The sequence below is a fragment of the Symbiobacterium sp. genome (genome assembly GCF_040797425.1).
GTDB lineage: Bacteria > Bacillota > Sulfobacillia > Symbiobacteriales > Symbiobacteriaceae > Symbiobacterium.
Map to the genome: position 1 here is coordinate 52,274 of NZ_JBFNEH010000007.1, position 15,037 is coordinate 67,310.

Sequence of the window (15,037 nt, forward strand, 5' to 3'; positions counted from 1 at the left end):
TCCAGGGCGAATTCTGCCGAGCGTTGGCCACACGCTTGCGCAGAAAGGATCGATGGTGCCCTTGCAGACATCCGAGTACGATCGGCAGCCGGCTGGGCGGAACGGAGCGCCGGAGCAGGGGCGCGCGGCAGAGCTGGCCGGCCGCCTGCTGGACTGGTACAGGACCCACGGCCGTGACCTGCCGTGGCGCCGCACCCGGGACCCGTACCACATCTGGGTCTCCGAGGTGATGCTGCAGCAAACCCGTGTGGAAACGGTTATCCCCTATTTCGAACGGTGGATCGCCCAGTTCCCCACGCCTGAGGCGCTGGCGTCGGCACCGCAGGAGCAGGTGCTGAAGGCCTGGGAGGGGCTGGGCTATTATGTGCGCGCCCGCAACCTGCAGGAGGCCGTGCAAGAGGTGGTGGCCCGCTACGGCGGGGCGGTACCCGACGACCCTGACGCCCTTGCCAGGCTGAAGGGGGTGGGGCCCTATACCGCCGGGGCCATCCTCTCCATCGCCTTCAACCGCCCGGTGCCGGCGGTGGACGGCAACGTCCTGCGGGTGATCGCCCGCCTCTACAACATCGCCGCCGACATCTCGCTGCCCTCGACCCGGCGGGTAATCACGGAACTGGTTCAGGAGATGATGCCCGAGGGGCAGGCCGGCGACTTCAACCAGGCCCTGATGGACCTCGGGGCCACCATCTGCACCCCGAAGAGCCCGAAGTGCCTGCTCTGCCCGCTCCGGGAGGGCTGCGAGGGCTGGAAAGCCGGCAGGGTGGGCGAACTGCCGGTAAAGGGCAAGGCCCGCGCCCCCCGGCCCGTGGAGCGGGTGGCGGCCGTGGTGGAGCACCAGGGCCGCCTGCTGATGGTGCGCCGGCCGCCCGGCGGACTGCTGGGCGGGCTGTGGGAACTGCCGGGAGACGACGTCCCCGCCGGTGCCGACGCAGAGGAGACTCTCCGCGCCATTTTCTGGAACCGATTCGGGGTAGAAGTGGTGGTGGGGGAGCACCTGACGGACGTCACCCACGTGTTCTCCCATGTGGCGTGGCATGTCCGGTGCTACCGGGCGGGGCTCGCGCCCGGTCACGAGATCCGGGAGTCAGCGGACGTCCGATGGGCGTCGCGCAGCGAGGTGGACGGCTTCCCGATGCCCACCGTGCAGCGCAAGGTACTGGCGGCGCTGCATGAAGGCCCGACCTCCCGGCGTAGGAATGATTAGTCCGGACACGAGTCCCGCCGAAACCGGGGGTGTGTGGCTTGAGCGACGAGATGGAGCGGCTCTTGGCTGACGCGCTGCGGTCGGACCGGCCGGTGCTGATCGACCCGTCGGAAGACGAGCTCAGGGCGGCGGCGGAACGCCTGCGGCAGGAGGGAAAGCTGACCTGCACACGTTGTCGGAAGGCGATTCTGGAGGAGGGGTTCATCACCCGCCGCATCAACTTCGGGCCGCGGCTCCAGGTGGTGGTACACCTGCACCCGGGCTGCGACGACGGCTCCCTGACGGACCCGCAGGAGGAACCGGTGGAGCGTGTGCGGGGCGACCGCGGCTGAGCAGCGGCGCCTGCACAGACAGGCCGGCTGCCCCCGCCTGGCGGAGGTGGCCGGCCTGCGGTCTCCCTGGCTCATCCGCGGCCACAAGGCGCGCCGCGGTGCCGTTTGCCGGAGCTGCCGGTCGTAGCCGACTGTAAACGGGCAGGCTCTCCTGTACCGTGTCAAAGCGATGAGGCCAACAGGATGTAAGCCTTGGATTGCTCCGGTGAACTCCACCCGGCCGCAAACTCTGCCGCCGACATCGCCGTTCCAGTCTGTAAGAACGTCGGTTGCGCCAAGCGTATAACGCCGGTCTGGACGCCGGGAGAGTGGGAGGAACCGCCCAACCCGGAGCCCGGCCGTCACAGAGATAACGTCCGATAATATATGTTATGTGAAGTAGCCAAGAGGGGGGCGTGCGCGGGGCCGACTGGTGCGGACGGCGGCCGACCCGGTCAGGCTCCCGTACAGGCAACCCCGCCGGTCGTACCATGAGCGACCCGTCCTGTTGTGCAGGCCACCGGAACCGGCGCGACGCACCCTGGCCAGCCGCGTCTGCACCGCCTACTCGTCAACTTCAAAGTGCCTCTGCGCCGTTAGAGGTAATCCCAGGTACGTGTACCGGATGGTCACGCGCCCCACGGAGGATATACCGCTCCCGTCAAAGGAATAGCGTGCGATCAGTCCATAGCTTTCTGCACTGCTGAATGTCCGTGAGTACGGAGAGCTGTCCGTTCGCCTGCTCTCCCGTTCGGGCGGTACGACCAGATCCGCCACGGGCACGAGGATGTAGCTGTTCTCATCGTACGGGTTATCTTGAACGCTGCCTGTCACCAGGTGCCCCGTATAGCTCATGGCCCCGACCACCCAGATCGGTTTGGCGGCGGCTTCTGGATCCCAGTCGATCTGGACTTCCCACGGAGGCGCCCCAAGGCCCTGTGCAGCCGGGACTTCACCGTGCCCACGGGCAGGTCCAGCCGCAGGGCGATCTCCTCCAGGCGCAGGTCGGCCAAGTACCGCAGCACCACTACCTGCCGCTGGCCCGCGTCCAGTTCCTCCATGAGCCCCCAGATCTCCCGGGCGACGATGGACGCCTCGGGTGGCGGCAGCGGGTCGGGCTCCGGCGCCGCCGTCGGGTCCACCGGCACGAGCCGGTTGCGCAGCCGCACCACGTTGATCGCCCGTTCACCACGATGCGCCGCATCCAGCCCGGGAACGCCTGCGCCCCGCCCTGCAGCTCCGGCAGGCTGCGCACCGCCGACTCCACGGCGTCCTGGAGGGCGTCCCAGGCGTCGGCATCGCGCCCGGTGATGGCCAGGGCGATGCGGTACAGCCGGCCCTCGTGCTCCTGCAGCAAGTGCAGAAACTCCTCCTGGGTCAGCATCCGTTCACCTCCACGGGTTCAGCTGGCGGCCGCCACCCACAGGACAAACAAGGCGGGCGAAAGGTTCCCGCCATGCGCGAAAAAAGGACCACCGTCGACTTCGGTGGTCCCACGCGTCGCGTCACGAGTTGGACTCCTCCTGCCGCTCCGGCGGCAGGGCCCTCCGGGTGCGGAAGTGCAGCCGGTAGCCATCGGTGAGCAGGTGAACCTTCAGGGCGTCGTGGCGGGCTTCGGGCGACGTGGTGCGCTCCCAGGGATCCAGCACCGTCACGGTCGCCTCGCCGACCACCCTGGCCTCGCCGTCGGCGACCAGGAGTGCGGTTCCGGCCTCCAGCCCGATCCCCAGCATTGCGGCCGCCTCAGGGGCCGTCATGGCGCCGGCCAGCCGGCTGAACCGCTGGGCGCTGCCCAGGCTGGTGTCGATCAGCAGGGCGGGCAGGATGCCCAGGCCCACCGTCACGCCCTGCTCCGACGGGTGCGGGAACACCCGGCTGCCAAGCAGTGCGGCGGCCCCGCCCATGCCCACCAGGAGCTTCCCTCCCTGCACGTGCTCCCGAAGCAGAGCGCCCGCCGCCGTGGCCTGCAGCACGTGCAGCCCGCGGGCAGGGCTGTCGCCGCAGAGGACGATCGCATCGTACTCCCGGAGCTGCGCCACCCACTCCGGGTCGGCGGCCTTCTCGCGGGAGTCCAGCAGGAACGGCTCCACCCGCTTCATGCCAAACCGAGTGAACGGCCGTGCCGCCGCGGCCGCGGCCTCCGCCGGATCCCCGCTGGCCGCTGCCGGCACCACCGCCACCCGGGCCGAACGCCCGCCGGCCAGGTGCAGCGCGGCCACCACCGCCTCGTCGGGCACGGGGGCTTCCCCCACCAGGATGACCGGACCCACCGGGTACTCCGCCAGCGACACGTCGAGTTCGCTCTCGGGCCGCCCGTCGGGGCGCCCGTTCTTCGCCCGCTGCGCCGCCGAGCGATGGCGCGCCAACCAGCCGCGCAGTCCAGCCTGGGGCACGACGATCGACTTCAGCAGGCTGGAGGACAGCTCCGAAGTGATGGAGCCCAGGCGTTCCAGGTTCACCGCGCGATCACCTCCTGTGGGTTGGCACTCCCTCTAACTCTATTGCGCTCGGCGCCTGCAAAGCCCTCATATCCAACGAATCTCCGCTTCATCTCCATCTGCCAGGGGTGTGATGAACTCCGCGTCCCGCCCGTTAAGCCGCATGATGAGCTGGTGCGTGCCGGGCTCCGGCGCAGAGGTGATGCCCGCGGCCACCAGCAGGTTTGCGAAGATCGGCGGCTCGTCCACGACGGTGACCGTGACCTCGTCGCCGGCGCGCAGGGGGTCGCCCGGGGCGGCCACCCGGCCATTGCAGCGCACGGTGACACTCCGCGCCGGCAGATGGTGCTCGCGGCCGTTCACCCGCACGCGCACTCCGTCGCCGCCGGCGACCCGCCCGGCCAGTTCGCCCGCCGTGAGGGGCGGCCGCTCCTGCACGGTCAGCCGGTCACCCGGCGCCAGCGGCTCCTCCAGCACGGACGGGCCGGGCGCGTGCCCGTTGTGCGCCACCACGTATCGCGGCCATTCAATGGCGCAGCGTTTGCCATTCAGTGTATACGAAATCGTTTCCCGTGTCGACGCGGCATCGACGCCCAGGCGCGCCAGGGCATCCGCCACCGTGCGCAGGGGCTGCACCTGCACGACGTCGTTGTCCCTGAGCTCCCGGTCCGGCTCCGCCGGCTGGCCGTTCACGGTGATCAGCGGCGCCAGCGTCACCAGCTCGCCGTTTACGGTGAGCTCCATCCGGCAGCCGGCCTCCGGGGCCACCTCCGCAACCGTGGCCCGCCCGGGCTGCCCCGGCGTGCCGGGTTCCACCTCGATGCGGTCCTGGTGCTGCACGGGCGTGTCCAGCCCGGCCGCCTCGCCGTTCACGCGGATGCGTGCCGGCCGCCCGAAGGTGCCGGGCACCATGCGCAGCTCGCCGTTGACCTTTACCGTCAGCCCCTTGCCGATGGCGCCCTGCAGGTCGCGAATCGAGACGCCCGCCGCCAGCAGTGCGTCGGCCACCGTGCGCCGGGTGGGGCGGAACAGCCGAACGCCGCGGCCGTTCACGTACACGTAGGTGAACCCCAGTGTCGAATGATCCCGGGCGGCCACGGCGATCCCGATCGGGGTAATCGCGTCGGGGCCCTTCAGCAAGCTCCGCGCCCCTTCCACGCCCTGGATCGCGTCGCGCCCCCGCACGGCCACCCGCTCGGCGGGCAGCCCCACCTCGGCCGCCAGGAGTTCCGCCAGCCCGGGCGTCATGGAACCCCCGCCCACCAGCAGGACGGCCTGGGGCGGCCGGCCGCCGTTCAGGGCGAGGATGCGGCGGGAAACCTCGGCCGCCAGCCGGTGCGCGGCCGGCTGCAGGGCTGCAATCAGGGCGTCGCGGCTCTCCCGCCGCGTGTGGCCGAGGATGTCGGTGAACTCGACGGAATCCGCTGTACTGATCTGCCGCTTCACCCGCTCGCCCACCTTGAAGTCCAGCAGGTAGGCCTCGGAGAGCGCCTCTGTAATTTCGTCGCCGGCGATGGGCACCATGTCGTACGCGAGCACGGCGCCCTTGGCCGTGAGTGCGATGTCAGATGTGCCGGCGCCGATGTCCACCAGCGCCAGGTTCAGGTGGCGCATCGAGGGCGGTACCGCCACCGCCAGGGCGGCGATGGGCTCCAGCGTGAGGGCCGTCATTTCGAGGTCGCACTGGTCCAGCACCGCAAGGAGCGAGTCGACCACGCCCCGGGGCAGGAACGTGGCGATCACGTCCACCTCCGCCACGGTGCCCCGTTGACCCACCAGGCTCACGAGCGGGAAGCCGTCCAGCAGGCAGCGTGTGACCGAGTGGCCCACGTAGTGGTAGTCCTGCGGGCTCTCACCCTCCCGCAGCACCTCGCTGAGGCCCGTCTGCGCCGCCTGGACGGCCTCCAGCTCCAGGCTGAAGACCTCCTCCGCGGTGAGCTCCGTCAGACCCGAGAGCTGCCGCACCGCGTGCCCCCGTACGGTGCGCAAGGCGCGTCCTGCCGCGGCGACGGCCACCTCCCGTAGCGACAGGCGGACCCGCTTCTCCAGCCTGGCCTTCACGCGCGCGACGACCTCGGCCACCGCCACGACGTCGTGAATCTGCCCGTCGAGCATCGTGCGCTCGGCGTGCTCCATCACTTCCGCCGCCAGGATCTTGAGGCCCTTCGGCCCCTGCGTGGTGACCAGGCCGGCCACCTTCCGCGTGCCGATGTCAAAGGTGAGCAGGGGGTGTGCCGACACCCGTCAGGACCTCCTTTCGTGCCAAGGCCTTACACACCGTGGCACAAAACATGGTAGGGTTTCGACAAAGCTATTCCTTGCTCCTTCAGTGGGCAGAAGGCGCTCCCTCGAATGTGACAATTCTCGACAGGTCAACGTCCTTGTTTCGCGGCTCTCTACTCGTTCGGGGTGCGCCGGCGCTGCCGTGGATTGCTAGACATAATGCGGCCGTGGCCCGCACACGCTATGGGCGTAAAAGCGAAGGAGGTGGCCTCATTGAGCAGGCCCACCGATCGCCTTTTACCGCATGAGCTCCTGGACCGCTTCAAGTGGGAGGTCGCCCGTCAGGCCGGCCTCTCCGACGAGATCGTGCAGCACGGCTGGCCCCAGATGAGCTCACGCGCCTGTGGCCACATCGGCGGCCGCATCGGCGGACGCATGGTGAAGGTGATGCTCAAGTACGCCGAGCAGGCCCTGGCAGACGGCTCCGCTACCCTCAGGTAGCGGGGCGCCACCAGGCGGGGGAGCGCGCCTCCCGCCGATGACATAGAACGAACAGGCCGGCGGAAGCCGGCCTGTTCCGCGTCAGGCGCCCAACGCCTGGTTGTAAGTCTGCAAGGCCTCGTCGGCCCGGCCCAGGCGCTCCAGGCAAGCGCCGATGGACCAGAGGTGCTGTCGATTGTTTGGATCGGTGGCCCGGGCGAGCCGGTAGGAGTTCAGCGCCTGCTCGTAGCGGCCCAGTGCGAAGTAGCACGCGGCCTGGTTCGCCAGCGCGGCCGCGTCGTCCGGGGCCCGCTGGAGGGCCTCGTCGAAGCAGGCCAGTGCCTCGCGGAACCGCCCGGTCTTCATCAGGAGCAGGCCCTTGTTGTTGAGGAGCGTGGGATCGCCCGGGGCCTTCTGCAGGGCGGTGTCCAGCAGGCTCATGGCCTCCGCGACCATCCCGCCCTCCACGAGGGCGGCGGCGAGGTTGCCCAGCGTGAGCGGCGACTCGGGGTCCAGCGCGCTGGCCAGACGGTACGACTCAATCGCCTCCCGGGTACGGCCGGCTCGCAGCAGGGAGAAGCCGACGTTGTTGAGCAGCGTCGGATCCGACGGCCGCAGCCGCACCGCTCGCAGCAGGGCGCGCAGGGCCTCCGCTGTCTCGCCGGTTTTCTGCAGCGCCAGCCCGAGATTCGCCCATACCGCACCGTCGGAACGCAGGAAGTGCGCGGCCTTGCGGTAGGCCTGCGTCGCTTCCTCCAGCCGCCCCAGTTCCTGCAGGCAGAGGCCCCTCAGGTTCCAGAGCGCGCCGCTGCGCGGCCGCCCTGCCAGGGCGCCGTCGATGAAAACCAGGGCGTCCTCCGGGCGCCCCTGGTTCAGCAGAAGGCGCCCCTTCGCCACACACAGCTCCGGCAGGTCGGGATTGAGCCGCAGGCCGGCGTCGAGGTGGGCGTGGGCCGCGTCGGCCATTCCCGCCCGCGCCAGGGCTTCCGCCAGCCACCGGCGAAGCATCGCGTGCTCGTGGTAGCGCTTCACCGCAGGTGCGAGGCACTCCACGGCCTCGCTCTCACCCTGCGCAAGGCGCGGGCACTGCACGAGCAGGACGCCGAGGCGGGCCGACAGGTCGTGCCGGTCCGGGTGGGCGGCGGCCAGGTGCCGGAGGCGGACGACGGCCGAGCCCACACGACCGGTCAGCAGCAGCAGTGCGACGACCGCCCAGCCCGCCGGCGGGCGCCGCTCCCAGGGAAGGGCCGCCAGGTCGGTGAGCAACCCGGTACCACGCTCCCGTGCGGGGCCAGGGGTAGCAGCTTCAGTCATAGCCGTTGCCTCCTGCCATTCAGACTGCTGCCCCAATATTTAGACCCCGAACGCGGCCATTCCTCCCAGCGCTGCCAGAAATCGGTCGACAAGCATGTCGTTACCTGTCGATACCGGTCGACCGCGTCGCCTCCTCCACCGGCGCAACCCGGTAGCCCTTGGCGCCGATCCGTTCCAGCAGCGGGGTTACCGCGGCAACGCCCGACGGTTCGTCCAGCGGCAGCATCACCACCGCACCCGGATAGAGACGGTCGCTGACCAGTTCGGCCAGACGTTCGGGCTCGACGCCCGGCATGGCGAACGTCGGGTTGGTCCAGAGGATCAGCCGCATCCCCTCCTCCTCGGCCAGGCGGGCCAGGGCCCGGTTGAAGCTGCCCAGCGGCGGCCGGAACAGCGTCGGCTCGATTCCCGCGGCAACCCGGAGCACTTCCCGGGCCATCTGTAGCTGGGTGCGGGCCACCTCAGGGCTCAGACCGCGCATGTCCACCTCCCGGTAACCGAGGCTGCCGATCCCGTGCCCCGCCGCGCGCAGGCGACGCAGGTCCGCCGCTCGGGCTGCCGCCTCCTCCGCCGTGACGAAGAACGTGGCCTGGGCCCCTGCGTCGGCCAGGGTATCCAGAAGCGCATCCAGCTTCCCCCTTTCCGGCAGGTGGTGGAACGTGAGCGCCACCGTTCGCGTCCGGGCCGCCGCAGGGCGTGCGGCACCCGCCAGGGGCTCGGCGTGAGCCTGGTAGATGACCAGGGCCGACTCCTCCGACGGGGACGATTCCCCGGCCGCGGTCGCCGCAGCGGGGCGGATCACCGCACCGCCGGCAGGTCCGGCCGCCACGGAACTGGAGGAAGCCACACCTTCCGGGGCGGCCGCCGCAGGCCGGGTCGCGGGTGCGTCCGGTTTGGAGGCCGCCACATCCTGCCCGCGCAGCGCCCCCACGGTCAGGCGCCCGGCCAGCCCGTCCACCTCCAGCCCGTGGTAGCGTTGCGCTGTGCGCACCGCCGCCTCGGTCAGCGGCCCGAAGATCCCATCGATGGGACCTGGGTCAAACCCGCGGGAACGCAGCAGCTCCTGCAGTGCGGCCACCTCGGGACCGGTGTCGCCGCGGCGCAGGGCCCGCGCCTGGACGGCCTGGACCAGCCGGCTCTCCGGGGCTGGCTCGTAAGCCACCGCCCGGGCGGGAAGGACCAGCGCCAGAAGCAGGAGCGGCGCCAGCGCTGCCAGGAGAGCGGGGGACTTCATGGGTCGATCCTCCTCTCGAGGGTCTCTCACCCATGAGTCTGCCCCGCCCGCACTTTTCGTAAACCCGTCCTCAGCCGCGCCGCAGGTTGACCGTCGCGACACCGGCCACGGCCCCCGCTCCGGCCCCGATCAAGAGGCCGCGTACGATGCCCACCAGGCGCGGCAGGTCGCGGAAAATCCCCACCAGCACGATGGCCGCGGCCATCACCGCCACGCCGGCCAGGAGCCCGTGCAGGAAGCCGCCCCGGCCGGCCGCCCGGGCGGCCCGGAGTCCGGCCAACGCCGCGGCCACGCCCTGCACCACCAGCGTCCGCCCGGCCTCCGCCTCCGGCGACGGTGGAAAGCGAAAGTCGAGCACCCCGAGCAGCAGCGCGCTGACCACCAGCAGGAGCAGGCCCCACACCACCCCGGCGGAGAGCGCCGCCAGGTCTACAGCCGGGCCGTTCCCCCCTGCTCCCCGCATGCCGATCCTCTCCTTCCGACGGCTTGCCCCATATATATGGGCACCGCCGGGGGGACATGCAAAGGCCCCGCCGCAGGGCGGGGCGCTCACAGCTGCATCCTCAGGGGCTACCGGCGGGTCACCCCGGCGAGCCAGGGCTGCACCTTCTCGTCCCACTTGCGCAGGACGACCAGCCAGGGTCCCAGCACCACGTAGGCCGTGAGGGGCATCAGGATCACGGCCCAGGGGTTCCAGCCGGCGGCATAGAGCAGCAGCCCCAGGGCCGCCACCGGGCCCACCACCGGCCAGAACTGGAGGCCGGCCCCCTTGTTGCGCTTCTTGAAGTCCGGATAGGGAATCGTGGAGGTCATCAGGTACGAGAGCAGCACCATGACGGTCGGAATCACCGCCGGAGGCGGGTTCGTGGTCGACTCCTGCAGGAGGTAGAACGCCATCGTGGAGAGGAGCGTGCCGGCCGCCGTGATGGGCACGCCCATGAAATAGCCGCTGGTGGATACGATATTGAACCGCGCCAGCCGCAGCGCACCGCACAGCGGGAAGAGCAGCGTGACGGCGAGTCCCGCGAGGCCGAGCTCGTGAAGCATCATCTGGTGGAGCAACACGGCGGGCGCCACGCCGAAAGAGACAACATCGGCCAGCGAGTCCAGTTCGCGGCCAAACGGGCCGTCGGACTTCAGCCACCGGGCCAGGCGGCCGTCGAGGCCGTCGGCCACCAGCGAGCCCAGTACCATCAAGGACGCAAGACGCCACTCGCCCTGCATGGTGAGCAGCAGGCTGCCCACGCCACAGGAAAGGTTCGCCAGCGTGAACATGTGGGGCAGGCTGGAGAGCCCCTTGCGGCTCCGCTCCCTGACCCACCTGCCGCCCCGCAGAGCCCGGATGCGCCACCGGTGCGGGTCTCGCTGCCATGACCTCGCGTTCACTGCGGTAGCCTCCCTATCACCGTCTTGCCGCCCAGCACACGGTCCCCCGCCCGCACCAGGATCTCGCTGCCCGGGGGCAGCCAGACCTGCGTACAGGAGCCGAAGCGGATCAGGCCGAACCGCTCGCCCCGCTCCAGGCGGGCGCCTACCTTCGGCCAGGTGACGATGCGGCGGGCCAGCAGCCCCGCCACCTGGCTGACCAGGATCCGGTGCGGCCCCGCGACCAGCCCCAGGTAGGCGCGTTCGTTCACCTCGCCCACCGAGTCGTCCCAGGCCGCCAGGAAGCGCCCCGGCACGTACTCCCGGTAGCGCACCTCGCCGGCCACGGGCGCCCGGTTGATGTGCACGTCGAACACCGAGAGGAAGATCGAAACCAGAATGGCCTTTCCGCCCATGAAGCGGGGCTCCTCCACCTCGCGCACGAACATTACCCGGCCGTCGGCGGGGGAGACCACCAACCGCTCCCCCTCGGGGACCGCCCGCTCCGGGTCGCGGAAAAACCAGAGCACGAAAAGCGCCAGCAACCCCGGAACCAGCGCCACGGCCCAGTGAAGCCACAGCGCGACCAGGGCGATCAGGAAGAGAACAATGACGAAGGGCCACGCCTCGCGGGCGATGATCGGTCGTCTCATGCGGGTAGTACTCTCCTAAGAATACATCAATATGAACCAAAGGAACAGATGGGGGTCAGAACGGAATTTCCCAGGCGCGGATGCGGTCGATCTGGTCGTAACGGGTGAGGTCCAGCTGGACCGGCGTCACCGAGATGTAGCCGGCCTCCACGGCCGCCACGTCGGACTCCCGGTCGTTGGTCACCTCGGCCAGCTCGCCGGCCAGCCAGTAGTACTCCTGGCCCCGCGGGTGCACCCGCCGCACCCACTGGTTGCGGTAGAGGCGCCGGCCCACCTTGGTGATCCGCACGCCCTTGATCTCAGCCCGGGGTCGGGCGGGGACATTCACGTTGAGCAGGGTGCCGGGAGGCAGCCCGTCGGCCAGCACCCGCCGCGCCAGGCCGGCGGCGAAGTCGGCGGCCACCGCGTAGTCCTCCACAGCCTGTGCATCGTGCAGATCCAGCGAGATGGCAATCGCTGGCACCCCGAGGATCGGCCCCTCCAGCGCCGCAGCCACAGTCCCGGAGTAGAAGATGTCGGTGCCCAGGTTGGGGCCCCGGTTGATGCCCGAGATCACCAGGTCGGGTTTGCGCGGCATGAGGGCCTCGATGGCCAGCTTGGCGGCGTCGGCCGGCGTGCCGGTCACCGAATAGCACGGCGCCGCCGCCCCCGGGATGTCGACCCGCACGGGGAAGAGCGGCCGGTACATGGTGATGGCATGGCCGCTGGCCGAGCGCTCCCGGTCCGGTGCTACCGCCCACACCTCCAGGTCTGGTTCTTTTTCCATACGCGCCCGCAGCGCGTTGATGCCCGGCGCGAAGATTCCGTCGTCGTTGGTCAGGAGCACCAGCGCCATTCCACGTTTCCCTCCGCGATTCAGTCTGCGATCCGGGTCTGCGTTCCGCTAGTCTCCCCGTGCCGCGATCAGCCCTCGTCACCCAGATTGAGCCAGGCGATGGCACGCTGCAGCACCGCATCCGTGGGGCCGCGATACACGGAAGGCCCGGGCAGGGAGCGGAGAAACTGCAGACCGTAGCGGGTCACGCGCGGTGACAGGCGAGTATCCAGCACAATCACGACGCCCCGGTCGTTCCGAGTTCGGATCAGCCGGCCGAACCCCTGCTTGAACCGGATGACCGCCTGCGGCAGGCTGAGGTGTGCGAAGCTCGACAGCCCCCGGGCCTCCAGGTCCTCGATGCGGGCCTCCATCACCGGGTCGTCGGGCGGGTTGAACGGAAGCCGCACCATGATGACCGTCGTGAGGCCCTCGCCGGGAATGTCGACGCCCTCCCAGAAGGAGGCCGAACCGAAGAGCACCGTGTTCTGGGCTGCCCGGAACTCGGCGACCAGCCGGCCGCGGGAGCCGTCCAGTCCCTGCCCGAGCAGAAGCAGTCCCTCGCCCTCCAGTTCCTCCTTCAGCTCGGCGTACACCTCCCTGAGCTGCCGGTGGCTGGTGAAGAGGACCAGCGTCCGCCCGCCGGCCCGGGGCAGGAACCGCCTCAGGAAGTCCGCCGCGGCCCGCGTGAAGTCGCCGCCCTCCTTCGGGCTCGGCAGGTCTTCGGGAATCAGCAGCAGCGCCTGTTCCCGGTAGGCGAAGGGAGACGTGAGCATCCCCTCGCGCACCCGGTCCGGCGGCAGCGCCGAGAGCCCCAGCCGCTGCTTCAGGTGGGCGAAGGAGCCCCCCACCGTCAGGGTGGCCGACGTCATGACTACCGAGCGCAGCCGCCCGAACAGGTCGCCCCGGAGCAGGTCGCCCACGTTGATCGGCGCCGAGCGCAGCGCCACCCGCACCCGGTCGCCCCGCTGGGCCGACTCAACCCAGGTGACCACGCCTTCCTCGGGGTCCAGGAGCACGTCGTCGATCGCCTGTGCGCTTTGCATTAGAATACCATTCTGTTTCAGAATGTCAACGAGTATGGCATCTGCGTCGTCCAGGGGCGGCTCCAGCCCCTCCACGGCCTCGGCCAGGGCCGTAAGCCCCGTGGCGAGCGTGCGCAGCCGCTGCACGGCGTTCGCCCGCGCCTGGTCGAGGGCCTTCCAGAGCGGACCCGTCCGCAGGGCTGCGGTGAGCCTGAGGGCGCGTGCGCTCCCCTCCTCATCGGCGCCGCCCCGGGCCTCCACCAACTGGGCGCAGAGCCGGAAAAGCTCGTCGGCCGCCTCCCGGGAGCGCGCGGTCAACTCGGTGAGCTTGTCGAGCATGTCCTCGCTCGGCAGCCCCACGGGCGGCCGGGCGGGGAGGCTGCGGCCGCGGGGCAGCCTGCGCCGGAGTTGCGCCAGCAGCCCGTGGCCCGGGGAGCGGGAGAGATAGAGCAACGCGCCGAGGACGTCCCAGTTCTCCAGGTTGACGCCCAGGTTCTGGGTCGCCACGGCCTCCAGGTGATGCGCCTCGTCGATGATCAGCTGCCGGAACGGCGGCAGGATCTGGTTGCCGGTGGCCATGTCCGCGAAGAGCAGCGCGTGGTTCAGCACCAGCACCTGGGCGTCCCGGGCCCGGCGCCGGGCCCGGAAGGCGAAGCAGTGGTGGCGGAACCACTTGCACTTGGGACCGAGGCAGGTCTCGGTCTCCGACTGGACCACCCGCCAGAAGCGCTCCTCGTCGCCCACCAGGTTCAGCTCCGACCGGTCGCCGGTCTCCGTCTCGGCCAGCCAGCCCGCAAGCCGGATGTGGAACCGCCGCTCCTCGGGGCTCGTCAGGAAGTCTGCTCCCAGGGCGGCTTCCTCCCACTTGCGCAGGCAGATATAGTTGCTGCGCCCCTTCACCAGGGCGGCCTCGACGCCGGCAAGCGGAGTGCCGGCCAGGGCCTCCTGCAGGAACGGGATGTCTTTCTCCCAGAGCTGTTCCTGCAGCGTGATGGTGTGGGTGGAGATCGCCACCTTCTCGCCGTTGGCCCTGGCCCATGCAAAGGCCGGAACCAGATAGGCCAGCGACTTGCCGGTGCCGGTGCCGGCCTCCATCAGCAGGTGCACGCCGTCGTTCATCGCCCGGGCGACGGCCTCAGCCATCTCCAGTTGCTGCGGGCGCTCCTCGTAGGCGGGGAACGCCTGGCTCACGGGGCCGCCGGCCCCCAGCACCGCCCGGACCTGCTCCGGGTCGATAGGGACGGGCTCGCCCAGGTCGGGCTCCTCTTCGGAGCGGTGAAGCAGCCCCGGATAGGGCCGGATCCACTCCGTGATCGGGCGCGGCTGCTCGCCCCGGGCCTTGCGCGCGTCCAGCTCAGCCCGGAAAAGCGGCGCCAGCGACCACCCGGCCGGTTCGCCGATGGCCAGTACGAGGCGGAGCAGGCCCACGTCCGCCTGCCCGAGCCGGTCCAGGAGGGCCAGGAAGAGGTGCCCGCAGGCGCGGGCGTCGTCCTCGGCCCGGTGGTGGTGCGTGAGCGGCAGGTGCAGGAGCTCGGCCAGGGTGGCGAGCCGGTGATTCTTGGCGCGCGGCAGCACGACACGGGCCAGTTCGGCCGTGTCGTAGCTCCAGTTGGAGAGGTTCCGGCCTGCGCGGGCGAACTCCGCCTGCAGGAACGCCATGTCGAAGGGTGCGTTGTGCGCCACCAGCGGCAGGTCGCCCACCAGTTCGGCCAGCTCCGGCAGCACCGCCTCGAAGCGGGGCTTGCCGGCGAGCATGCCGGGGTGGATCCCCGTCAGGTTCTGGATCCGCCGGGGCACCGGGCAGCCGGGGTCGATGAGGTGCGAGAGCGAGGCCGTCTCGACGCCGTCATCGAAGCGCACGGCTGCGACTTCGATCACGCGGTCACGGTCAGGCGCGGTTCCCGTGGTCTCGATGTCGATTGCGACGAAGGAGCGCAGCCCCATGCGGGCTGTCCCCCTTTCTGTGTGCGTTCCTG

At 70.3% G+C, this 15,037-nt stretch carries 13 protein-coding genes and 1 pseudogene; 3 read left to right on the forward strand and 11 right to left on the reverse strand.

What is annotated here, in order from left to right; genetic code table 11:
• Positions 1-61 precede the first annotated feature (61 nt).
• Both mutY and AB2385_RS03785 read left to right on the forward strand, forming a co-directional pair.
• Entirely contained in the window at positions 62-1,204 is a 1,143-nt protein-coding gene (gene mutY / locus AB2385_RS03780; protein ID WP_367653594.1) for an A/G-specific adenine glycosylase, read from the forward strand.
• A 38-nt stretch (positions 1,205-1,242) separates the two neighbouring features.
• The gene (locus AB2385_RS03785) at positions 1,243-1,536 is read left to right on the forward strand and encodes a hypothetical protein (protein ID WP_367653595.1); all 294 of its coding nucleotides are present in this window, start codon (positions 1,243-1,245) and stop codon (positions 1,534-1,536) included.
• Between the two features lie 830 nt (positions 1,537-2,366).
• Here the strand turns inward: AB2385_RS03785 and AB2385_RS03790 are convergent.
• The 4 genes and pseudogenes from AB2385_RS03790 to AB2385_RS03805 all read right to left on the reverse strand — a co-directional run bounded on the left by AB2385_RS03790 (position 2,367) and on the right by AB2385_RS03805 (position 6,194).
• Positions 2,367-2,687, reverse strand: coding sequence for an RNA polymerase sigma factor (locus AB2385_RS03790; RefSeq protein WP_367653596.1), 321 nt, complete (start codon positions 2,685-2,687; stop codon positions 2,367-2,369).
• Between the two features lie 23 nt (positions 2,688-2,710).
• A pseudogene (locus AB2385_RS03795) lies at positions 2,711-2,899 on the reverse strand (RNA polymerase sigma factor); the annotation flags it as partial.
• 121 nt (positions 2,900-3,020) lie between these two features.
• Positions 3,021-3,974, reverse strand: a complete 954-nt coding sequence (locus tag AB2385_RS03800) for a cyanophycinase (RefSeq protein ID WP_367653597.1) — start codon at positions 3,972-3,974, stop codon at positions 3,021-3,023.
• Positions 3,975-4,040: 66 nt separating this feature from the next.
• Positions 4,041-6,194 (reverse strand): cell division FtsA domain-containing protein, encoded by a 2,154-nt coding sequence (locus AB2385_RS03805; protein ID WP_367653598.1) that lies wholly within the window; start codon positions 6,192-6,194, stop codon positions 4,041-4,043.
• A gap of 255 nt (positions 6,195-6,449) precedes the next feature.
• On the opposite strand from AB2385_RS03805, the gene AB2385_RS03810 reads away from it, so the two are divergent.
• Positions 6,450-6,677 carry a small, acid-soluble spore protein, alpha/beta type gene (locus AB2385_RS03810; RefSeq protein WP_367653599.1) on the forward strand — a complete coding sequence of 76 codons (228 nt, stop codon included), beginning with the start codon at positions 6,450-6,452 and terminating at the stop codon, positions 6,675-6,677.
• Positions 6,678-6,758: 81 nt separating this feature from the next.
• On the opposite strand, the gene AB2385_RS03815 is transcribed toward AB2385_RS03810, so the two are convergent.
• From AB2385_RS03815 to AB2385_RS03845, 7 genes are all read right to left on the reverse strand, one after another.
• Complete coding sequence (locus AB2385_RS03815; RefSeq protein WP_367653600.1) at positions 6,759-7,970, reverse strand: tetratricopeptide repeat protein; 1,212 nt, start codon at positions 7,968-7,970, stop codon at positions 6,759-6,761.
• Between the two features lie 100 nt (positions 7,971-8,070).
• The gene (locus tag AB2385_RS03820; RefSeq protein ID WP_367653601.1) at positions 8,071-9,204 is read right to left on the reverse strand and encodes a polysaccharide deacetylase family protein; all 1,134 of its coding nucleotides are present in this window, start codon (positions 9,202-9,204) and stop codon (positions 8,071-8,073) included.
• A gap of 70 nt (positions 9,205-9,274) precedes the next feature.
• The gene (locus tag AB2385_RS03825; protein WP_367653602.1) at positions 9,275-9,667 is read right to left on the reverse strand and encodes a TIGR04086 family membrane protein; all 393 of its coding nucleotides are present in this window, start codon (positions 9,665-9,667) and stop codon (positions 9,275-9,277) included.
• A 107-nt stretch (positions 9,668-9,774) separates the two neighbouring features.
• A complete protein-coding gene (gene pssA / locus AB2385_RS03830; RefSeq protein ID WP_367653603.1) occupies positions 9,775-10,590 on the reverse strand; it encodes a CDP-diacylglycerol--serine O-phosphatidyltransferase in 816 nt (271 codons plus the stop codon).
• The gene (locus AB2385_RS03835; protein ID WP_367653604.1) at positions 10,587-11,222 is read right to left on the reverse strand and encodes a phosphatidylserine decarboxylase family protein; all 636 of its coding nucleotides are present in this window, start codon (positions 11,220-11,222) and stop codon (positions 10,587-10,589) included. Before AB2385_RS03835 ends, pssA begins: the two co-directional genes overlap by 4 nt.
• 55 nt (positions 11,223-11,277) lie before the next feature.
• Complete coding sequence (gene surE / locus AB2385_RS03840) at positions 11,278-12,057, reverse strand: 5'/3'-nucleotidase SurE (protein WP_367653605.1); 780 nt, start codon at positions 12,055-12,057, stop codon at positions 11,278-11,280.
• Positions 12,058-12,125: 68 nt separating this feature from the next.
• Entirely contained in the window at positions 12,126-15,005 is a 2,880-nt protein-coding gene (locus AB2385_RS03845; protein WP_367653606.1) for a helicase C-terminal domain-containing protein, read from the reverse strand.
• Between the last annotated feature and the right edge of the window lie 32 nt (positions 15,006-15,037).